The following is a 20,884-nucleotide window of genomic DNA, read 5'->3' as shown; positions in this document are numbered from 1 at the left end:
TAATGAAGAATGCATTAATCCTATTCGCTGTAGCGCTACTGGCTGGTTGTAGCGCACCTAAATACTCTGGCAACGCCCTGCCAGAAGCAAATAACATTGAAAACATCACCATTGTAGAAGATACCAAGACGCGCACTGTGTTTCTTGATTCCATGCTCGACTGGTGTTTGAACAACCAAGTGAAATGTAAGGTTGTCGCAGACGGCTCTGAACACAAACCAGAAGAAGTTACACTAGACTATGTCTCTCGCTGGAGCTGGGACTTTAGAACCTTCGTTGCAGACGCAAAGATCTCAGCTTACCAAGGCCAAGAGCGCGTGGGTAACGTTGAGTTTAAAGCACCAAATAGTGCCAACTTATCTAAGTTCGGCGACGATATGGAACGCATAAAAGCGATGATGGACATCTTATTTGATAAGAAGACGGCTCAAGAAGCGACTCAAATGATTGCCGATGAGAAGCTTTAATTTTAAAAGTTTCAGTTAAATAAAAAGGGTCAGTAACCAAGTTACTGACCCTTTTTTGAATCTAACAATTGCTCAATTAAGCGTTAGCTTCACGCTCTGCGATAAACTCAAGAGCCATCTTGATGCGAGCGATAACGCGCTCTTTACCAACAAGTTCCATCACTGCATCAACAGAAGGAGACTGACCGCCACCTGTTACTGCTACGCGAAGTGGCATACCGATTTTACCCATGCCGATCTCTAGCTCTTCACATACTGCAGCAATCACACCGTCTTTGATGTTTGCTGTTGTGAACTCTTCAAGCGCTTCAACTTTAGCAAGAGCAAGCTCTAGTGGGCCTTTAGCAACACCACGTAGGTGCTTCTTAGCCGCGCCAGCTTCAAACTCAGAGAAATCTTCGTAGAAGTAACGAGATTGCTCAGCAAGTTCGATAAGAGTATTACAACGCTCACCTACTAGCTTGATCACTTCAGTGATAGCTGGGCCGTTTGCTGTATCGATCTTCTGTTCGTCTAGGTGCCATTGCAGGTATTTTGCAACGTACTCAGGCTCAGAAGTCTTGATGTAGTGGTTGTTCAACCAAAGTAGCTTTTCAGTGTTGAATGCAGACGCAGACTTGCTGATTGCATCTAGGCTGAATAGGTTAATCATCTCTTCTTGAGAGAAGATCTCTTGGTCACCGTGAGACCAACCTAAACGAACTAGGTAGTTGTTTAATGCGTTTGGTAGGTAACCTTCGTCGCGGTATTGCATTACTGATACAGCGCCGTGACGCTTAGACAGTTTCGCGCCGTCATCACCTAGGATCATTGCACAGTGAGCGAACGTTGGAACTGGCGCGCCTAGTGCTTCATAGATGTTGATTTGACGAGGTGTGTTGTTGATGTGGTCTTCACCACGAACAACGTGTGTGATACCCATGTCCCAGTCATCCACTACTACTACGAAGTTGTAAGTAGGAGCGCCGTCTGTACGACGAATGATTAGGTCATCAAGTTGGCTGTTAGCAATTTCGATGCGACCACGGATTTGGTCATCAAATACTACGCTGCCCTCTTTCGGGTTGCGGAAACGGATAACGCACGCATCACCTTCTTTTGCTGCTGCGTTCGCTGCAACAACTTTAGGGTGGTTTGCATCGTAGCGAGCCATCTCTTTGTTTGCTTCTTGCTCTGCACGAATTTCATCAAGCAGCTCTTTAGACGCGTAACATTTGTATGCTTTGTCTTCAGCAAGTAGCTTATCAACCATTTCGTTGTAACGATCAAAACGCTTAGATTGGAAGTAAGGGCCTTCGTCCCACTCCATACCCATCCATTGCATGCCCTCTAGAATTGCATCTACCGCTTCTTGAGAGTTACGCTCCAAGTCTGTGTCTTCGATACGTAGAACGAATTCACCGCCTTGGTTTTTAGCGAATAGCCAAGAGTAAAGTGCAGTACGTGCACCACCAACGTGAAGATAGCCAGTTGGGCTAGGAGCAAAACGAGTTTTAACCGTCATTTAAATACCTTGATTGTGTAGGTGATCAGTTCAGTGTCTGGTGGATAGAGCGCTACTCACCAGTCCTAAAATTTGGGCGCTATTTTATCACTCCCATCCAATTCTACAATCGGTAGTGAGCGATAAATACTCGGTTCTTAATAGAAACCTTGCCTCCAAGTTGAGTCATTATAGCAACACACGCCCACTTCCACGTTTCAGTTAGCTCTTCTCACAACATTTTAAGAAATAATGTTGACCTTACCCTTACGGGAAGGTTTATGTTTATCCATAGATGAGAATTGGAGTATCACTATGAACCATTACATGACCCCACTGAGCGGCTTAAACTGCATGGGTTGCGCGAAAAAAGTGCGTAATCTACTCGGTGACGTTGAAAATACCAACATCAACGACCTATCTCCTACTTATATTGATGTGGTTACACCTTTAAACTACCGCGAGATTTCAGAGCAAATCGGCACGCTAGGTTACTCAATTGGTCATCAATGGCACCTCTCTCTGTCTGGCTTAAGCTGTGGCAAATGCGTCAACAAGCTCACAATAGCTCTGCAAGAGCACCCGCAGATTAGCTCATTCAATGTCTCTAAAACAGAACTGACACTCACCACCCTGCTTTCTGAGGATGAGGTTATCGAGTGTGTAGAGGCAGTAGGTTATCAAGCAAGCCCGTATTCAGAAGATGCGGAAAGCGTTGAAGATAGAAAAGAAGCCAACTCAGAGAATATTCCGGTTCTGGATGCAACAGAGCAAGCGCACTCTTATCATCTAGTTTTGCAGGGGATGACCTGCGCTAGCTGCGTCTCTTCAGTCGAAAAAGCGCTTAAGTCCGTCGCTCATATCGAACAAGTCCAAGTAAACCTCGCCGAGCAAACCGCGCTCGTCTTTAGTTCAAGCAGCCGTGATCAGATAGAACAACCTCTTCTGCAAGCCGTAAAAGATGCAGGCTATCAAGCGGACTTTGTAGAAGATGCGCAAACTCAGCAAGAACAGCAGCAGCGTCAGCATGCAAAACTGCAGCGATCGTTTCTGATCAACTCGATCTCAGCACTAGCTCTGGGTGTTCCTATGATGGCATGGGGTGTATTCGGCGGTAGCATGATGATCAAAAGCACCAATGACCAGATCGGTTGGGGCTTGATGGGTTTCATCTGCTTGGTACTGCTTGCGACCTCGGGTCGACAGTTCTTTATCAATGCGTGGCAATCTTTGCAGCATAAACGAGCAACAATGGACACCTTGGTCGCGCTTGGCACTGGTGCTGCATGGTTGTATTCAATGTTGGTCGTCATCGCACCGAGCTGGTTCCCTCAAGCATCGCGCCATGTCTATTTTGAAGCGAGCGCAATGATCATCGGTCTTATCTCTTTAGGTCACTATATTGAGGCCAAAGCTAAGGCTCGCACAACTCAATCGTTGCAGGCGCTGATCAACCTACAGCCTCAACAAGCGACTGTGATTATTGATGGCAAAGAGCAGCCTATTGCCGTAGAAGCTATTGAAGTCGGTATGCAGATCCGCGTTAAACCCGGTGAAAAAATGCCGATTGATGGTGTAGTTATCTCAGGCGAATCTTATGTCGATGAGTCGATGCTTACTGGCGAACCTCTACCGAACATTAAGAAAGTTGCCGATAAGGTATCAGCGGGCACCATTAATGGTGATGGCACCCTTGTAATAGAAACGACGGGTACGGGTTCGAGCACCATGCTTGCTCGTATTATTCAGATGGTTCGCCAAGCACAGAGCACCAAACCAGCGATTGCCAAACTGGCCGACTCTATTTCCGCGGTATTTGTACCTGTTGTTGTCGCTATTGCCGCCATTGCAGCCGGTATTTGGTTTATTTTCGGTCCTGAGCCAAGCGCAAGCTATATGTTGGTTGTCTCAACCACCGTACTGATCATTGCTTGCCCATGTGCGCTTGGGTTAGCGACGCCTCTGTCAGTTACCGTAGGCGTAGGTAAAGCCGCTGAGCTTGGCATACTGATTAAAGATGCCGATGTACTGCAATCTGCAAGCAAGGTCGATGCGGTAGTTTTCGATAAAACCGGCACATTGACTGAAGGTAAACCTCAAGTACAACAAGTGTTTAGTTACGACATCAGTACAGCACACCTAATGACTCTCGCCTACTCCCTAGAAGTTGCTTCTGAGCACCCACTTGCTAAAGCGATCTGTCAGCATTCGCAGTCTTTAAACCTTGATATCCAGCCAACGTCAGAGTTTGAAAACCTACGCGGCCAAGGCATAAAAGCCAAGATTGATGATCAATTGGTGCAAGTAGGATCGCTAAGCTTTATGAAGAACCGCGGTATCCAACTTGATATCGCTATGAATGCGATTGAAGCCTGCAACAAAGCTGCGTGGACCCCTATTTTTGTCTCGCAAAACAATCAACTTAAAGGCATTATCGGCGTGTCTGACACGTTGAAAAGCGACAGCAAATTAGCGATTCAACAATTACAAGATCGTGGCGTTCGTACTGTGCTGCTTACTGGTGACAACCAATCGGTCGCTCAAGCGATTGGCGCTCAATTAGGAATTGATGATGTCATCTCCGACGTATTACCAGACCAAAAAGCGGAACATATCGTGAAGCTGCAACAGCACTATAATCAAGTTGCTATGGTTGGCGATGGTATCAATGACGCCCCTGCACTTGCTCAAGCCGATGTCGGTATCGCAATGGGCAGCGGCAGTGACGTAGCTATCGAAAGTGCTCAAATGACACTGCTTAATTCATCACCGGTTTCAGTCAGCAACGCTATTGAGTTGTCGCAAGCCACAGTGAAGAACATGAAACAAAACCTATTTGGGGCATTTGTTTACAACTCGCTAGGCATTCCAATTGCTGCGGGTGCGCTTTATCCATTTTTCGGGTTCTTATTGAGCCCAGTGGTAGCGGGAGCTGCGATGGCTCTCTCTTCCATAACCGTTGTAAGTAACGCAAACCGCTTACGACTATTTAAAACCACAGATAATAAAAACCAATAAGATTATCTTCATGAGGTACACCATGATTCGTAAAGTTCTGACTATCACAGCGCTTACTTTTATGTCTGGCCAAGCATTGGCTGCCAACGTGCTTAACCACAAGTCTCCATACTGTGGCTGCTGTACAGATTGGACCGTTCACATGCAAGAAGCTGGATTTACGGTGACAGAAAAGCTCCATGACAACATGAACGCTGTTAAACAAAAACTAGGCGTAACACCAGAGCTCGCCTCTTGCCATACAGCAGAGATCGATGGCTATGTATTTGAAGGGCATATCCCAGCAGATGACATCAAAGCTTTCTTAGAAAACCCACCACGCAACGCGGTTGGTCTTGCCGTTCCGGGCATGCCAATGGGTTCGCCGGGTATGGAATATGGCGATCAGAAAGATGAGTATTCGGTATACGCTTTCAATGAGAAAGGTCAGGTATTTGAGTACCGTCATTACAAAGGAAACTAACCTTTCCTTGCGCTAAGGCAGATCAAGCGAGCAGTCTCAGCACCTAAAACGAAAAATAGAGCCTAGTAACTGCAAACCCAAGACTTGGTATGCAAACTAGGCTCTTTGCTTTGGACAGTAAAGCAAATTTTTATAGCATCAACCGGGCTGTTGATACCAGATTTCCCTTCTACTTTCGGCTATGCAGAAGAGGCGGGCAAGACCATAATCTTGCCGCTCAAGCTCAATTAGAAGCCGTAAGAAGCACCGAATACGAATGCGTTGTTCGTTTTAGAGTCGCCATTTGCGAAATCTACACCGTTCGCTTGGCTACGGAACTCAAAGTAAGGCTGAACACCTTGACGAGTCCAAGTTGCACGTAGCTCGTGATCCATCGCTTCCGACTCAATCATGTAAACGTTGTTGTAGCTAACTGATAAGTCTTCGTTCACTGTATAACCGATGCGGTTATCCATGCGGTAGTCTGTTTTGTCATCGTTAGAAGTCGCATCAATGTGAGCACGTGTACGGTTGCTAATCGAGATACCGTTATCGAAGTTGTAGCCGATCTTTACAAGTGGACGGTATTGAATACTATCACCTGCAGAGTAAAGATGTTGGTAACCCGCAGCTACCCATAGGTTGTCAGTGATGTTGAATGACTGCTCACCACCTACAGTAATGAATGCGTTAGCTTGGCCTGTAGTCGCTGTAGTACCGCTCTCTTCAGCAGTTAGACCTTCAAGCTCACCCAGTTGGATACCATCAAACTCAGTGTAAACTGTTAAGCCACCCAGAGAATTGTCAAACGTATGACCAGCTTCTAGCGTAGAAGTCATTTTTGAACCGTGAATGCGACCGTCATCATGTAGCTGAACATTACCTGTCACGTAAGAAGAACCAGCAAAAGCGCTAGAAGCGAAAGCAAGAGATAGAGCACTTAGAGCGATAATTTTTTTCATAGTAAACTGCCTTAGTTTGATTTTTTCAGCGGCATATCTTCGGTACATCATTCACCTTCACCGCTTGAGTAATGGGTTGCCTCCCTGGCATGAAATCTATGTTGCTCGAATTAATTTGCGTTTCAAAATAAAAGAATCACCCCAGTGATCTCCCTCACCGTCAAAAAACAATAAGTTATTTTTAACTTTATTTTCAGTTACTTATAAAAAGTAAAAATAGATAAAAACCATGCGCACAATGTAAAAACCGTTTTAGATCACATTAATACGAAATCTTCAGACGATTTTGAATCGCTCTATCACACTGATTTGAGACTTTTTTATAACAGACTTATTTTTTATCGAAAATAATGAGATCTCCATCACCATGGTTATGGATCAGACCAAAAGCATAATGTTCAAGGAATAATCGAACCTCACAGCCTAGCTTTAAGCTTCCGGTTCAACCAGTAACAAAAAAAGCTCCCTATAAGAAGGGAGCTTTGTTATTTAACTGAATTATCTTTTTACTTTACCATGGTCACTCGACTTGCTCGTTCACCACTTTCCGAGATAGAGCGGATGTACACTTCACCTTCAACACTTGGTCGCTGGTTATCGTCGTACGTTAGCCAGGTTTCACCGTCTGCAGAGTATTGCAGTTCTACACCTGGGAACTGAACGTTCATCGCCAGTTTACCTGACTCGATTTTTGCACCCGGAACTGGTAGGCGGTAATCAATGCCCGCTTTTTCTAACTTAGCCAGTTCACGTTGGCCCAATACGTTCGCAAAGCGGTTGTAGTCTTGGTTTAGCGCAGCTTTGTCTACCAGGTTAGAGCTTTGCGAGTATTCAACACCCACTTTGTAGTCGTTTTCCCAATCAGCACGGTGCCATGCACGCTCAGCGGCTGCTAGTACGCGAGGGAATACCATGTACTCATATTGCTCATCGTTGCGTACTGTCTCAGACCAAAGCTGTGCTGATAGGCCATAGAATGGTTTCGCTTCGATTTCACCTTTACCAGTAAAGCCGTTACCGTCTCGGTCTACAGAGGTCTCTGCGTTCTGAGGCATGTTCTCTGGCGCAAAACCGAACATCTTACGCGTATCTGTTGAACGCGTTGCCCAGTAATAACCACGCTCTTTTGCATCGACTTCGTATGGCATGTCCATGTAGACGTAATCTGGGTTGGAAACGATCACGTCATAACCTTTCTTAGACCACTCGTATACAGATGATGTACCGCCCCAATATAGAACGTCCCAGAAGTTCACGCGGGTGTTTTCGGTAGCAAACGCCTTTTCACCTTCGCTGTATTTCAGGCCATCTTGCCAAGCTTGGAAATTTGGAATGCCCTTCTCCGCAACAATCTTCGACACTTCTTCAGCGAAGTGGCTTGGTAAGTGACCAAAGTCGCTCACTGTACCGTCAGCAATCAGAGTCTGACATTGCGGAGACTGTGCGAATGGCTTGTCCTGTTTAGACAAATCGATGTTACCCTTCCAACTCACTTTATCTTCTGCGTTGATATCTTGCAGACCTGCACCAAGCTTAATGTTCTTGGCTTCATCACCACCGAAGTGCCATGTGGTTAACGGTGTGCCAGCTTCTTGGTGCATTGCCGCAACCTCTGAAATCACCTTATCAACAAAGCGAGTTGAAGATTCCATACATGGGTTGATGAAACTCTGCTTGTTGTAAAACTGAACTGTGGTTACGTTCGATGTATCTTGAGGGTCCATCAAACGGTATTCGTTCGCTTCTGCTTCTTTACCTTCTTCCATCAAGCGGTCGTAACGCGCTTCCATTGATACCACTGCTGCACGAGCGTGTGCTGGCATATCGATTTCAGGAATCACTTCAATGTTACGAGCTTTCGCGTACTTTAAGATATCCACGTAGTCTGCTTTGCTGAAGAAGCCAGAGCCAAAGTTATCCGTGGTTGAACCAGAACCAAGCTGAGGCAGTAAACAGCTTTTCTCGTCCAAATCAAAACAACGGTTAGCGCCCACTTCTGTCAGCTCAGGCAGACCCGGGATTTCCAAACGCCAGCCTTCATCATCGGTTAGGTGAAGGTGTAGTTTGTTCATCTTGTACGCCGCCATTTGATCTAGCGTAGCAAGAATTGCGTCTTTAGAGTGGAAGTTACGAGCCACATCCACCATCACACCACGGTAATCAAAGCGCGGTGCATCTTGAATAGAAAGCAGTGGTAAAGATTCAACGTTCTGGCTGTCTATTAGGCCAAAAATAGACTGAACCGCGTAGAAAGCACCCGTTTTGTCGAATGCTGTAATCGCAATTCCCTCTTTCGAGATGCTCAAGTCATAAGCACCAGACTTCGCTAAATCACCCTTAAATTGAGTAGGAACAACAGCAACACTTACAGGAAGGTCGCCACTCACATCTAGGTTTACCACATCTGCACGAGCTTCTAATGCCGCAAATTGTTCAGCATCAAAAGCGTCTTTTGGTAGAGCAATGCCACCAGCAATGTCGACCTTACCTTCTACAACCTTTACAGACATCGGTGTAGGCAATAGCGTCGTTGAAACATCTTGAGCGACAAGATCTGCGTTCTTTTCAAAGCGCGTCACCGCAGTCGCCATTACATTGTTGTCATCGGGAGTACGTTTTAGGTTATTGCCTTCAAGGCCAGTCACGAAAGACGCAACATCTTCAGTGTTAAGAGAAGCGATCATTTTTGGTTCGGCGTTTGGCGCGGTTACAAAAGCACCCGGCATAAAGTCAGTTTCAAATAGCTGCCAGTATTCGCCAACCAGTGGAAGGACAACTTCTTCGCCCGCTGCAAAGCCATCAAACTGATCTGTAGGTTCTAGTTTATGTAGATCACCCGTTACACGAGTAATTTTGAACTGCTCATTATCAACATCTAGGATTAAACGAATGCTGTGGAAGTAGATAACCCAGTCTTTAGAGTCAACCGCTTCACCTTGGTTAACCAGCGTCATGTTTACCTTATTACAAGATGCCCATTCAGCGCCTAAATCTTGACATGCAAGGCCTTCATTCGCGCCATGATTTGTCAGCACCTCATATTGAACATCAAGATTGTCTGCCAACGTATTTACGACTTGTTGCTCTGTCGATTGTGTAGCAGCACACCCTGATAGACCGGCCAAAACTGCGACTGATAGTAAGTTTCTCTTCAACATCGTATTCACCCATAAGTTAAAATTGAGTGGAAGCAAATAAGTGCGCCTCCAAAAGATGAATTCACTATATGACGTTATTTTTCGCCGTGAATTAAATCAGGGCAAGAAAGTGATCGACTTCAAACACGGGCAGAGGATAAAAAATATAAAAACTTTAAAATCATAAACTTACAAAAATCGAACAATCCGTCATTTTTATTTTGACGTAAATATTGGGAATCACTTCACAGATTCTAGGTCAAAATTGATAGATTACTCACCGCATTTCACTGTGGTATTTTTAAAGTCAAATCAATGAGCGAATTTTTTATCGCTATAACGTGATTAATCTCTAATAAAATTACGTTAAAAACCAACGTCAAAATGGATTTTAACGAGCGACTACAATGAATTAAGGAGCCAATGTGCGCCAAATACTCAGCTTTATTGTTCTATTCTGTACAGCGTGCTCAACAGCCATGGCTGAGCCTCTGTTTTGGCAGGCGAAAAAAGGTCAACTTGAATTCATCATCTTTGGTTCTGTGCATGCTGGAGATAAATCTATGTATCCACTTCCTGAGCCAATCAATGATGCGCTTAAGCGTAGTGATGGGCTTATCTTGGAGGCTGACCTCAAACAATCCGCAGGCTTAAAGTACCCTTCAACGACAATAACAACCGCTGACGTGCTCGATGGCAACCAAGAGGCACAGTTTAAACAGATCGCCAAGTCCCTCAACTTGCCTCATCAACAGTTATTACTCTCACCACCTTGGGCTTCAGCGCTAACAGTGCAAATGAAGCAGTTTGAACAGTTAGGTTATCTACCGCAGTTTGGTATCGACGTTCATATTGCTGCTCTTGCAGAAAAGCTTGATAAACCACTCATCACTTTAGAGTCACTGCAGTTTCAGATTGATTTGATTGCTCAAGGTAAAGAAGGCGGCAAAGACCTATTACTAAGCTCCATTGAAGAGTTCGATGAAACAGGCAAAGCAACCCACTGCTTAATCGATAGCTGGAAAGCTGGAGACAAGAAAAATCTAGAGCACATCGCCGAACTGGCCGCTATGTCGCCAGAGTTAAACGCAGCGTTTCTTACCGATCGCAATCACGACTGGGCTAATAAGCTGAGCAATAAAAATTGGAAGTTAGAACAAGATGCAACGTATTTAGTTGTGGTTGGCGCGATGCACCTCATCGGCGAGCAAAACCTTATCGAATTGTTAGAAAAACGCGGTTTTGAAGTCGTTCAACTATCGAAGAGCAAACAAGCACAATGTGATGTGGAATAGCGGTTATGGTGTCGATTCACTCAACCATGACCTTTTGATTATAAAATCATTACCTGATTGACCCAATCCTCACAATCAATAGCACCGCCGTGGTGCTATTATATTTCGCTCGATTTAGACAAGGCGTAACGTCAATGAAATCCATTTTCCTAAAAACTACATTGAGTCTTTTTATTTTTCTACCGGTGATCGTCTCCGCCAAAGAGACTTGTCATATTGAACAGTTTCAACCTGTAGACATTCAACCGGAGATCAGTGGTGGTGTATTAGATAAAGAGAGTGGCCAACTTCTTATCACTCAAAAACCACCAATGCGCTGCGCGACTGTGACCTTCTCTACATCAACTACGCGAAATCGCATTGCCGATCAGATGAGCAACCATTTTGAAGCGACCTACTTCGACAACCAAATGAGTAACTCGCACTCTATCACGTTCGACGAAGATGCGGTTAAAGCTGGTTATATTCGTGTTGGTCCGAATAACCCAGTCGATGCTTATGTCTGCTTTGAGACATCAGAAACGCCGATTAAAGACATCACATGCGATGTAAAATAGTGCGCATGATTAGAAAAGAATTATGTGAAGGGTTGGCCTGCTAGGTCAGCCCTTTTCTTTATGCAATGGAAGGAGATTCCCTACTCGCTCCTTCGTCACTCTAGGGAATGACGTATAACTAGAAAGCTATAAGATTTCAAATGCAAAAAAGCCGTAGCATTCCTGCTACGGCTTTCTTTAATGTGGTCGGTGAAGAGGGATTCGAACCCCCGACCCTCTGGTCCCAAACCAGATGCGCTACCAAGCTGCGCTATTCACCGAGATATCTAACTGGCTCATTGCCTGTCGATGGAGCGTATAATACGGAATCTGAGTTTATCCGCAAGCGCTTTTTTCATTATTTCCTTCAATATTATACCGTTCGAACAAAAGACAACCAAGCACGATGAGAATGTGACCAAATACACACACTCGCCAACAAAGATTTAACTTATGCAACAGGATTGATCCAGATCAGTAAAACGATAGGTTCAGTTAATAGAATTATACGTGTCACATAACTTTGAGGTATACACATGGACTTTTGGCTAGATCTCCTATTTGGTAATGCAGTGGGACTATCTTCAATGATAGTAATCTTCGGGGCTCTTGGTCTCATGATGTTTTATGGAGGCTTCTTCATTTACAAGGTTATGACCGACAAATCTCCTCACTAGAGTCGCCAAGCCTTAATCACCAACCTGTTTAAGTTGGGACTTAAAGATGCTTTGCACCGGAGCTGACTAATATTGTCTGCTCCGGTTTTTTCGTTTTTGAACCACCCCATAACTTAGGTATACTTTCTTTATCCCTCTCCAACTTGAGATAACCACTATGTCTCATGATGACGACCTAGATCTATTCCAACAAATGATGGGCGACGTTAAGCGTATTGACCAAGATACCGCGGAGCATCAAAAAGTTCACCGAGTCACCGAATCTCACCTTGCTAAGCGCGAAGCGGCAATGTGGCTCTCTGACGATGAAAAAGATTACCTATCTTTAGACTACTCTCCGATGTTGAAACCTGAAGATATCGTGGAGTACAAAAAAGATGGTGTGCAAGATGGCGTATACAAAAAGCTGCGCTTAGGAAAGTACCCAATTCAAGCCAAGCTCGACCTGCACCGAAAAACGCTTAAAGATGCACGTAACGAGATCCTCTCTTTCTTGCGTCAATGTCTACGTATGGATATTCGTACCGTGATTATTGTTCACGGCAAGGGCGAGCGCTCCAACCCACCAGCGATGATGAAAAGTTACGTTGCGAACTGGTTATCGCAGATTAATGACGTGCAATGTGTTCACTCTGCGCAGCAGTTCCATGGCGGCACGGGCGCGGTGTATGTGATGCTAAGAAAAAGTGACGATAAAAAGTTAGAAAACCGAGAAAGACATCAAAAGCGCATGAGTTAGCTCAGAAAATTTAATTCGTGCTCAAGCTCACACTAGATGCTAAAATTATGCGCAGTTAAAGATACATACTCAGAAAGCAACTACTCGGTAGTTGCTTTTTGTTTACCTATATTCCGTTGTGAAACGCTAAGAGAAAATCATGTCACAAGAATCCCAAGCGAAACGCCTCAATAAATACATCAGTGAAACTGGCTTTTGCTCACGCCGTGAAGCCGACAAGCTGATTGATGCCGGCCGTGTCACCATCAATGGTAAAACACCAGAAATGGGCACAAAAGTCCTACCCGGAGATGACGTAGAGATTGATGGCAAACCTGTTCGCTCAAAAGAGAAGCCCATCTATATCGCTCTAAACAAGCCAACCGGTATCACTTGTACTACTGAACGTGATATCCCAGGGAACATTGTCGACTTTGTTGGCCACCATAAACGTATTTTCCCAATTGGTCGTCTTGATAAACCTTCAGACGGTTTGATTTTCCTGACCAACGACGGCGATATCGTCAATAAGATCCTTCGTGCAGGCAACAACCACGAGAAAGAGTACGTAGTTCGTGTTGATAAACCCATCACAGGCGAATTCTTGAAGAAAATGGCATCTGGCGTACCAATCCTAGACACCGTGACTCTGCCATGTAAGGTGGAAAAAGAGACCAAATTCTCTTTCCGTATCACCCTAACGCAGGGCTTGAACCGTCAGATTCGTCGTATGTGTGAAGCCTTAGGTTACGAGGTATTCAAGCTACGTCGTGTGCGTATCATGAACATCTCACTTGATGGTATCCCTAATGGTAAATGGCGTTATCTAAGTGACGACGAGATCGCTGAAATCTTAGCAATGTGTGAAGGTTCAGTGAGCACAGAAGAAGCGTCGAAACTGAATGCTAAAGGTCAACGCATTCGTAAAGCAACCGATGCGAAACTGTTTGATAGCCGAGAAGAGAACCAAGGCTCTAGAGCGCGTCGCAATCAGAAAGAGAACCGCCCACGCACATTCAAAGGTAATAATGCCGATGAATTCCGTCATGCGCCAAACTCTAAGCGCGGTAAACGTCCATCTAACGGTGACGACCAGCAACGTGGTGAGCGTCAACGTACGAATCGCCAAGACCAAGAGCGTAATAATAGCCGTGGTAAAGCGCCTTCTCGTCCTCATAGCAAGCCGACAAACGCTCGCAGACAAGAGACAAACCAAGCGCCGAAGAAACGCGTTGGCGGCACATTAAGCTTGAAGAAGTAGCAAGCTGAATAGTAAAAATGCCCACTAACTCTAGTGGGCATTTTTGTATTCGAAGAGAGTATGTTGAATCGCCTACAGACACAAATCAACAAATTGAGCTCGAGTCAGTTTGGCAAGGTCGCTTGGCGCCAACTCAATCTCTAAACCTCGTTTCCCCGCACTGACACAGATAGTTTCTTGAGGCTCTGCACTGGAATGGATGAAGGTTGGTAGCGCCTTCTTTTGACCAAGAGGGCTAATTCCACCAACAACATAGCCTGTTGTCTTCTGCGCAATCTCTGGATTGGCCATCTCGGCTTTTTTACCTTTGGCCGCTTTTGCAGCCAATTTCAGGTTCAGCTTCTGGTCCACTGGAATCACGGCGACTGCGAGATCTTTGGCAACACCATTCAAGCAGAAAAGCAGTGTTTTAAAGACTTTTTTTGGGTCTTGACCCAACGCTTCCACAGCCTCTAACCCATAGCTGTCATGACTTGGATCGTGGTCATACTGGTGGATGGCATGAGTAACTTTTTTCTTCTTTGCAAGATTGATGGCCGGTGTCATGGTTTTTCCAAATATCAGATAAACAAAAAGCGATGCCGAAGCATCGCTTTAGTTAAAATTATCAGGCGCTGAGAGTCAATCTAAACTCTCGATTTACCTAATTATTTGTAAACCATTTCACCAGATGGTGCGTACGCGTTTACGTCTACTGGGCTGTTTGCTTCTAGGTACTCTTTCAGTACTTCAGCGTCAACAAAACCAGTGTTTACGTAACCTGGGTGACCCGTTAGTTTAGGGTAACCGTCACCGCCCGCAGCGTTGAAGCTTGGTACAGTGAAGCGGTACGTTTCGTCTAGACGAAGTTGCTTACCACCGATGAATACGTTAGAAACCTTGCCGTTTTCTACTGTCATTGAGATACCAGCGAACTGAGCGTAAGCACCAGAATCAATTGGTTTCGTTGCAACAACATTTAGGTAATCCAGTACTTCAGCACCAGTCATGTCAGTGTAAGTTAGGATGTTTGCAAATGGTTGAACCGTTAGTACGTCTTTGTACGTTACTTCACCCGCTTCGATAGAGTCACGAACACCACCAGAGTTCATCACGGCGAAGTCAGCTTTAGCACGCTCCATGTGAGATGTTGCGATCAGACGACCAAGGTTTGTTTGTTGGAAACGAACAACGTTACGGTCACCTTCAAGCTTGCCATTTGTTTCAGCAATCTTAACTTCAAGCTGTGCTTGGCCTTGTTCTTGGAACGGACGTAGGAACTCTAGTAGTTCTGGATCTTGCGCAATCTCATCTTGGATAAGAACACGTTGTTTCTTACCGTCGATCTTAACCTTCTTCTTCAGGTTAACTGGGATCAGGTCGTAGCTTACCATCTCTAGTTCGCCGTTACGGAATTCGTAATCAGCACGGCCTACGTATTTACCCCACTCGTGAGCTTGAACGATGTAAGTACCGTTTTGTACGTCTGGCTTACACTCGTCACCTGGCTTGAAGTTTTTCTTCGCCACGTTCGGGCCTTCCATACATACAGGCTCTTGAGAGTGACCACCAACGATCATGTCTAGGTCACCTTCGTTTAGGTAGCGAGCTAGAGCAACGTCACCCGGTGCGTTAACACCACGTTGACCGTTTTCGTAGTGACCCATGTGAGTTACTGCGAAGATAAGATCCGGTTTTTCTGTCTCTTTAAGCTCAGCAATCAGCTCTTTCGCTTCTTCTTTCGGGTCACGGAAGTCGATGCCAGCGATGAACTCAGGGTTACCGATCTTAGCTGTATCTTCTGTCGTTAGACCAATAACAGCGATCTTAATACCTTGCTTTTCAAACATTTCGTAAGCTTGGAACTTGCGCTCACCTGTCGCTTTATCGTAGATGTTTGCAGATAGCATTGGGAAGTTTGCCCAATCGATCTGTTTAGCTAGCACGTCTAGAGAGTTATCAAACTCATGGTTACCCAATGCCATTGCATCGTAACCGATCTTGTTCATGCCTTTGAAATCTGGTTCAGCATCTTGTAGGTCTGACTCTGGAACACCAGTGTTGATGTCACCACCAGATAGAAGCAGCACGCTACCACCTTCTGCACGAATCTCTTCACGAAGCTCGTCGATTAGAGTCTTACGAGCGGCCATGCCGTACTCACCGTATTTATTCTGCCAGAAGCGACCGTGGTGGTCGTTAGTGTGCAGAACAGTTAGCTTGTAAGTTTTATCGTTTTCCCACTCTTGAGCTGGTTGAGATGCACAACCTGCAAGAGTTGCTAGGATCGCAGCACTGAGTGCTGTCTTTAGAATAAGGCGTTGCTTCATTGTCATACCTTTGAACTTTTTAGGGGAATCCACTGCTTTAAAATCATCCAGATTAAACGGACGCTTGTTTGGCAAACGTCGTTAAAGGATAGTAAAACTTGAAGTAGTTTAAATTAAGAAGGTAAACCTAACAGAGTGATTTCATATTTATGTAGGATAGATCACCTTAATCAGCTTTCGATTGTGTAACAAACAAACAAAGTTGCATTTCAGTCAATAAGTGATCACAGGCAAACGTTTTCATGCGTTTTCGAGCCATTTGTGATATTGATTAACCAATCAACAAGTTAAGGTAACTTAAGTCAAATTTATAATTATTATCAAACACTTATTGTTACGATATAACATATCAACCCTCTTCATTTCAGCGTGAATAACGAAAGTTTCTCTATACAATCATACAAACCATAGATACAAAAAAAGCCGGCTCAATGCCGGCTTTTTGTTCTTTAATTACGACTATTTGATGTCGATATGATCGAAACCTTTGATCAAATCATCAAGTGCTTTCATTTGTGCTAAGAACGGCTCTAGCTTATCCAATGGAAGTGCCGAAGGACCATCACAACGTGCTTGATCTGGGTTCGGGTGCGCTTCAATAAATAGACCAGCGATACCTGTCGCTAAACCTGCTTTTGCAAGTTCAACAGTCTGCTCGCGACGACCGCCTGATGCCGCACCTGAAGGGTCACGCATCTGCAGTGAGTGAGTCACATCAAAGATGATTGGGCTACCGTTTGATGCTTTTTTCATTACACCAAAGCCAAGCATATCGACAACCAAATTGTCGTAACCCATGCACGAGCCACGCTCACAAAGGATGATGTTTTCGTTACCACACTCAGCAAACTTATCAACGATGTTACCAACTTGACCAGGGCTCATGAACTGAGGTTTCTTCACGTTGATTACAGCGCCTGTCTTAGCCATCGCTTCAACTAGGTCAGTTTGACGAGCTAGGAACGCAGGAAGCTGAATCACATCAACGACGTCTGCTACTGGTTGTGCTTGAGCTTCAGTATGAACATCCGTGATGATTTTCACGCCGAACGTGTCTTTCAGCTCTTGGAAAATCTTAAGACCTTCTTCCATGCCTGGACCACGGTATGAGTGTACAGAGCTGCGGTTCGCTTTATCAAAAGACGCCTTAAATACGTAAGGGATACCAAGCTTCTCAGTCACTTTTACGTAATGTTCACAGATCTGCATCGCTAGATCGCGAGACTCAAGAACATTCATACCTGCAAATAGCGTAAATGGCTTGTCGTTTGCAATTGGCATATCGCCAATGTGAACTGTTTTCTGTTCCATCATATTCTCTCTAGATAATTATTAATTAGTGAACCACAACGACTTTTTCGTTCATCGCGTTCACTTGAGATTTAAGTAACTCAGACGCTGGGTCATCTGGGCATTGGTCAATAAAATACTGATAATCAGTCGCTGCGATTTGGTGACAATCAAGTTGCTGATAGATAAAACCACGATCGCGAATTTCATACGGGTCATCTGGCACAAAAGTCAGCGCCAAGTCGGTACACTTCAGTGCAAGAGTATAGCGCTCTTCTCGCAGCAACGCGCTTTTCAACAGCGCTAACCACTTACCGATAATAGTTGGGTGATCAGCAACTTCAAGATGTTCGCTTTTCACTTCAGCAAGCGGGCCATCATGACCAATCAACCAAGCGCGCAGAGTTTGCTGCCCAACATACTCACCATTGTAAGGGTTGATGTAGACAGGGGCTTGATCGTACCAAGTGACCTTGAGTAGGAACTGCGTTGGAAAAGAGACACCATCAACAGGGAAACCCAACTTACGTCCTAGGTACAAAAAGATAGCACCTAAACTTACAGGCACGCCCTTCTTGCGCTCTAACACCTTATCAATAAACGCATTATCTGAAGAGAAATACGCCTCTTTATCTCCAGCAAAACCCCACTCATAAAAGAAAAGGCGAATAAAAGATTCAAACTTTTGCTGTTCGTCTGTCTCATGCACCAATGCTTGCTCAGCATCACTCAGCAGTCGAGCCAGTTCTAGCTCTGCCCACTTGTCTTGAGTCTCAGGGTTTACCGCTTTATTTAAGATCAAAGCACCTTCCACCAGCTCTAACTGGTCAAAGTCTTCGTCAAAAAATTCGTACATAGATAATTAACCGAAATACTAAGATAACTAACCTAAACAGGGAGATAATTAGCCGAAGAATGTTGGAACTTTAGTCACAGCAATCTTACCTGCCATTGCCAACCAGCCTAAAGCGCCGAAAAACGAAAAGGTTCTAAGCAACTTGTTTTTACCGAACTTAAGCGCAAAGAAGCCCAGTGCGATGTATGCCATAACGCAAGTCAGTTTCTCTGTTAACCAAGGCGCTGCCGGTGTGAATGGAATAAAACCAGTAATAAAGATCAGACCAATACCAGACAACAGCAGTAGTGAGTCGTTGATATGTGGGAAGCGCTGCAAGAATGGATGCTTAAGCATTGGAGAATTTGCCATCATAAGCGCGTAGCGAACTGACAGTAGTAGAGCACTAAGCCCAACCGTCAATAAGTGAAAATGTTTTAAACCTTCGTACATGATATCCCTTTAATTTCTTTTATTGGCGTTTTATCTAACACCGACACTAAGGTAGATAGCGTCCCAAAGTGACTCTATCATTGCCGCCATAGTCTTTTTCTGTCATGACGTCTAAATAACCCAAGGCCTGCATGATCTCCCGAACCGCATCTCCTTGATCGTAACCGTGCTCAAATGCCAACCAACCATCTGCTTCTAGATAGTGGCGAGCATTGTCGGCAATATGCTTGATGTCAGCTAACCCTTTCTCTTCCGCAACCAGCGCTGTGATAGGTTCGAAACGCACATCCCCTTGAAACAGATGTGGATCATCTTTCTCGATGTAAGGTGGATTCGATACTATCAATGAAAAGCGACTGTTTTCAGGCAACGGCTCAAACCAACTGCCATTTAAAAAAATGGTGTTGGTAATGTTAAGGCGTTCCGCATTCTCGCTAGCGAGTTGTTGCGCTTCAGGACGCAGGTCAATCCCAGTCACATTGCGATTAGGCATCTCAGAAGCGAGTGCCAATGCAATCGCCCCTGTCCCTGTACCCAAATCGAGGATGCCACCTGTCTTACCGAATGTTTTATCCAACGCAACTTCAACCAAACGCTCTGTGTCAGGTCGAGGAATCAAGGTTGAAGGAGAAACTTTCAAAGGTAACGACCAAAACTCTCGCTCACCGACAATATACGCGACTGGTTCTCCGGTGAGCCTGCGCGTTAGCAGTTCATTGAAATGCTGTTCTTGTTCGAGAGTCAGATGTTTTTCTGGCCAGGTAAGAAGGTAGGAACGAGGTTTATCAAGCGTGTGGCAAAGCAGCACAGCGGCATCAATAGAGGGCGAAGTATTCTCGCCCTCTTGAAGCTGTACGATTGCTGCTTTTAATGCACTTTCAACCGTATAGGCAGATTGCATAGGGTTTAGTTGTTCTCAGCTAGCGCAGCAAGTTGGTCAGCTTGGTGCTCTTGCAGTACTGGATCAACCAGGCTTTGTAGGTCGCCTTCTAGCACTTCGTTCAGACGGTAAAGTGTTAGGTTGATACGGTGATCAGAAACACGACCTTGTGGGTAGTTGTAAGTACGGATACGGTCACTACGGTCACCCGAGCCTAGTAGGTTACGACGCGTGTCTGATACTTCGGCAGCGCGACGCTCTTCTTCAGCTTGTACAATACGCGCAGCAAGAACGGCCATCGCTTTCGCTTTGTTTTTGTGTTGAGAACGCTCGTCCTGACACTCTACTACTGTACCTGTTGGTAAGTGAGTAATACGGATTGCAGAGTCCGTGGTGTTAACGTGCTGACCACCCGCGCCCGATGCACGGAAGGTATCAATTTTCAGGTCTGCCGCTTTGATTTCTGGAAGATCCGCTTCTGGGATTTCTGGCATAACAGCAACAGTACATGCAGAAGTATGAACACGACCTTGAGATTCAGTCTCTGGTACACGCTGAACACGGTGACCGCCTGACTCAAATTTCATCACGCCGTAAACGCCTTCACCGCTTACTTTAGCGATCATCTCTTTGTAGCCGCCTTGCTCTGAGTCATTGCTGCTCATCACTTCAACGCGCCAGCCTTTCTTCTCAGCAAACTTAGAGTACATACGGAACAGGTTACCCGCGAAGATACCCGCTTCGTCACCACCGGCACCGGCACGGATCTCTAGGAAACAGTTACGCTCGTCGTTTGGATCTTTTGGTAGCAGTAGGATTTGAAGCTCATCAGTCAGGCGCTCAATCGCCTCTTTCGCTTCTTTAATCTCTTCCTGCGCCATTTCACGCATCTCTTCGTCGTCTTCTTGTGCCATATCTTCGGCAGCTTCTAGATCATCTTGCGCTTGCTGGTAAGCTTGGAAGCACTTAGTCACTTCTTCTAACTGAGAGTACTCTTTCGATAGTGCACGGAATTTGTTTTGATCACCGATCACATCTGGATCACCAAGCAGGTGTTGAACTTCTTCGTAGCGTTCAACAAGTGTTTCAAGCTTTACTAGAATCGAGGCTTTCATATTCGT

17 protein-coding genes, 1 tRNA gene and 1 pseudogene are annotated in these 20,884 nt (G+C 45.1%); 8 read left to right on the top strand and 11 right to left on the bottom strand.

What is annotated here, in order from left to right; all coding sequences use genetic code 11:
• The first annotated feature begins 2 nt into the window (after positions 1–2).
• A complete protein-coding gene (locus AC6R05_RS20525; protein ID WP_152468306.1) occupies positions 3–467 on the top strand; it encodes an Sbal_3080 family lipoprotein in 465 nt (154 codons plus the stop codon).
• Between the two features lie 76 nt (positions 468–543).
• Here AC6R05_RS20525 and gltX read toward each other — a convergent pair whose 3' ends face one another.
• Positions 544–1,971, bottom strand: a complete 1,428-nt coding sequence (gltX, locus tag AC6R05_RS20520) for a glutamate--tRNA ligase (protein ID WP_032550085.1) — start codon at positions 1,969–1,971, stop codon at positions 544–546.
• Between the two features lie 231 nt (positions 1,972–2,202).
• Here gltX and AC6R05_RS20515 point away from each other — a divergent pair, with 231 nt between their 5' ends.
• Positions 2,203–4,968, top strand: coding sequence for a heavy metal translocating P-type ATPase (locus tag AC6R05_RS20515; protein WP_500648475.1), 2,766 nt, complete (start codon positions 2,203–2,205; stop codon positions 4,966–4,968).
• Positions 4,969–4,990: 22 nt separating this feature from the next.
• Positions 4,991–5,431 (top strand): DUF411 domain-containing protein, encoded by a 441-nt coding sequence (locus AC6R05_RS20510; RefSeq protein WP_150871373.1) that lies wholly within the window; start codon positions 4,991–4,993, stop codon positions 5,429–5,431.
• 227 nt (positions 5,432–5,658) lie between these two features.
• On the opposite strand, the gene AC6R05_RS20505 is transcribed toward AC6R05_RS20510, so the two are convergent.
• Both AC6R05_RS20505 and AC6R05_RS20500 read right to left on the bottom strand, forming a co-directional pair.
• The gene (locus AC6R05_RS20505; RefSeq protein WP_285467917.1) at positions 5,659–6,372 is read right to left on the bottom strand and encodes an oligogalacturonate-specific porin KdgM family protein; all 714 of its coding nucleotides are present in this window, start codon (positions 6,370–6,372) and stop codon (positions 5,659–5,661) included.
• Between the two features lie 506 nt (positions 6,373–6,878).
• On the bottom strand, positions 6,879–9,530 hold the full coding sequence (locus tag AC6R05_RS20500; protein ID WP_500648474.1) for a beta-N-acetylhexosaminidase: 2,652 nt from the start codon (positions 9,528–9,530) through the stop codon (positions 6,879–6,881).
• A gap of 404 nt (positions 9,531–9,934) precedes the next feature.
• Here AC6R05_RS20500 and AC6R05_RS20495 point away from each other — a divergent pair, with 404 nt between their 5' ends.
• On the top strand, positions 9,935–10,804 hold the full coding sequence (locus AC6R05_RS20495; RefSeq protein ID WP_500648473.1) for a TraB/GumN family protein: 870 nt from the start codon (positions 9,935–9,937) through the stop codon (positions 10,802–10,804).
• Positions 10,805–10,938: 134 nt separating this feature from the next.
• Entirely contained in the window at positions 10,939–11,361 is a 423-nt protein-coding gene (locus AC6R05_RS20490) for a hypothetical protein (RefSeq protein ID WP_500648472.1), read from the top strand.
• A gap of 183 nt (positions 11,362–11,544) precedes the next feature.
• Here the strand turns inward: AC6R05_RS20490 and AC6R05_RS20485 are convergent.
• Positions 11,545–11,621, bottom strand: a tRNA-Pro gene (locus tag AC6R05_RS20485).
• A 255-nt stretch (positions 11,622–11,876) separates the two neighbouring features.
• Between AC6R05_RS20485 and AC6R05_RS20480 the strand changes: the two genes are divergently transcribed.
• From AC6R05_RS20480 to rluF, 3 genes and pseudogenes are all read left to right on the top strand, one after another.
• Entirely contained in the window at positions 11,877–12,017 is a 141-nt protein-coding gene (locus AC6R05_RS20480) for a DUF3149 domain-containing protein (protein WP_004739790.1), read from the top strand.
• 157 nt (positions 12,018–12,174) lie between these two features.
• The gene (smrA, locus tag AC6R05_RS20475) at positions 12,175–12,756 is read left to right on the top strand and encodes a DNA endonuclease SmrA (protein ID WP_032550078.1); all 582 of its coding nucleotides are present in this window, start codon (positions 12,175–12,177) and stop codon (positions 12,754–12,756) included.
• Positions 12,757–12,895: 139 nt separating this feature from the next.
• Positions 12,896–13,825, top strand: a pseudogene (gene rluF, locus AC6R05_RS20470) (23S rRNA pseudouridine(2604) synthase RluF); the annotation flags it as partial.
• Between the two features lie 243 nt (positions 13,826–14,068).
• Here rluF and ybaK read toward each other — a convergent pair.
• From ybaK to prfA, 7 genes are all read right to left on the bottom strand, one after another.
• On the bottom strand, positions 14,069–14,542 hold the full coding sequence (gene ybaK, locus AC6R05_RS20465; protein WP_032550076.1) for a Cys-tRNA(Pro) deacylase: 474 nt from the start codon (positions 14,540–14,542) through the stop codon (positions 14,069–14,071).
• Positions 14,543–14,643: 101 nt separating this feature from the next.
• The gene (gene ushA, locus AC6R05_RS20460; RefSeq protein ID WP_032550075.1) at positions 14,644–16,305 is read right to left on the bottom strand and encodes a bifunctional UDP-sugar hydrolase/5'-nucleotidase UshA; all 1,662 of its coding nucleotides are present in this window, start codon (positions 16,303–16,305) and stop codon (positions 14,644–14,646) included.
• A gap of 459 nt (positions 16,306–16,764) precedes the next feature.
• Positions 16,765–17,616 carry a 3-deoxy-8-phosphooctulonate synthase gene (gene kdsA, locus AC6R05_RS20455; protein ID WP_032550074.1) on the bottom strand — a complete coding sequence of 284 codons (852 nt, stop codon included), beginning with the start codon at positions 17,614–17,616 and terminating at the stop codon, positions 16,765–16,767.
• 25 nt (positions 17,617–17,641) lie between these two features.
• Positions 17,642–18,451, bottom strand: coding sequence for a SirB1 family protein (locus tag AC6R05_RS20450; protein WP_032550073.1), 810 nt, complete (start codon positions 18,449–18,451; stop codon positions 17,642–17,644).
• Between the two features lie 48 nt (positions 18,452–18,499).
• The gene (locus AC6R05_RS20445) at positions 18,500–18,883 is read right to left on the bottom strand and encodes a SirB2 family protein (protein WP_032550072.1); all 384 of its coding nucleotides are present in this window, start codon (positions 18,881–18,883) and stop codon (positions 18,500–18,502) included.
• A 46-nt stretch (positions 18,884–18,929) separates the two neighbouring features.
• Positions 18,930–19,784: a peptide chain release factor N(5)-glutamine methyltransferase gene (gene prmC, locus AC6R05_RS20440; RefSeq protein ID WP_500648471.1), complete on the bottom strand. Its 855-nt coding sequence runs from the start codon at positions 19,782–19,784 to the stop codon at positions 18,930–18,932.
• Between the two features lie 5 nt (positions 19,785–19,789).
• Complete coding sequence (gene prfA / locus AC6R05_RS20435; protein ID WP_032550070.1) at positions 19,790–20,878, bottom strand: peptide chain release factor 1; 1,089 nt, start codon at positions 20,876–20,878, stop codon at positions 19,790–19,792.
• Positions 20,879–20,884: the final 6 nt, after the last annotated feature.

The organism is Vibrio sp. R11-SG3-ISO9, from assembly GCF_059834255.1.
This window is presented reverse-complemented; position numbering and strand designations above follow the sequence as displayed.

Bases quoted from the DNA above. Each gene is read 5' to 3' on its own strand.
- ushA (WP_032550075.1), bottom strand. From the start codon at position 16,305: ATGAAGCAACGCCTTATTCTAAAGACAGCACTCAGTGCTGCGATCCTA.
- gltX (WP_032550085.1), bottom strand. From the start codon at position 1,971: ATGACGGTTAAAACTCGTTTTGCTCCTAGCCCAACTGGCTATCTTCAC.
- AC6R05_RS20505 (WP_285467917.1), bottom strand. From the start codon at position 6,372: ATGAAAAAAATTATCGCTCTAAGTGCTCTATCTCTTGCTTTCGCTTCT.
- AC6R05_RS20450 (WP_032550073.1), bottom strand. From the start codon at position 18,451: ATGTACGAATTTTTTGACGAAGACTTTGACCAGTTAGAGCTGGTGGAA.
- AC6R05_RS20515 (WP_500648475.1), top strand. From the start codon at position 2,203: ATGTTGACCTTACCCTTACGGGAAGGTTTATGTTTATCCATAGATGAG.
- AC6R05_RS20490 (WP_500648472.1), top strand. From the start codon at position 10,939: ATGAAATCCATTTTCCTAAAAACTACATTGAGTCTTTTTATTTTTCTA.
- prmC (WP_500648471.1), bottom strand. From the start codon at position 19,784: ATGCAATCTGCCTATACGGTTGAAAGTGCATTAAAAGCAGCAATCGTA.
- AC6R05_RS20510 (WP_150871373.1), top strand. From the start codon at position 4,991: ATGATTCGTAAAGTTCTGACTATCACAGCGCTTACTTTTATGTCTGGC.
- AC6R05_RS20500 (WP_500648474.1), bottom strand. From the start codon at position 9,530: ATGTTGAAGAGAAACTTACTATCAGTCGCAGTTTTGGCCGGTCTATCA.
- kdsA (WP_032550074.1), bottom strand. From the start codon at position 17,616: ATGGAACAGAAAACAGTTCACATTGGCGATATGCCAATTGCAAACGAC.
- AC6R05_RS20445 (WP_032550072.1), bottom strand. From the start codon at position 18,883: ATGTACGAAGGTTTAAAACATTTTCACTTATTGACGGTTGGGCTTAGT.
- AC6R05_RS20480 (WP_004739790.1), top strand. From the start codon at position 11,877: ATGGACTTTTGGCTAGATCTCCTATTTGGTAATGCAGTGGGACTATCT.
- AC6R05_RS20525 (WP_152468306.1), top strand. From the start codon at position 3: ATGAAGAATGCATTAATCCTATTCGCTGTAGCGCTACTGGCTGGTTGT.
- smrA (WP_032550078.1), top strand. From the start codon at position 12,175: ATGTCTCATGATGACGACCTAGATCTATTCCAACAAATGATGGGCGAC.
- prfA (WP_032550070.1), bottom strand. From the start codon at position 20,878: ATGAAAGCCTCGATTCTAGTAAAGCTTGAAACACTTGTTGAACGCTAC.
- ybaK (WP_032550076.1), bottom strand. From the start codon at position 14,542: ATGACACCGGCCATCAATCTTGCAAAGAAGAAAAAAGTTACTCATGCC.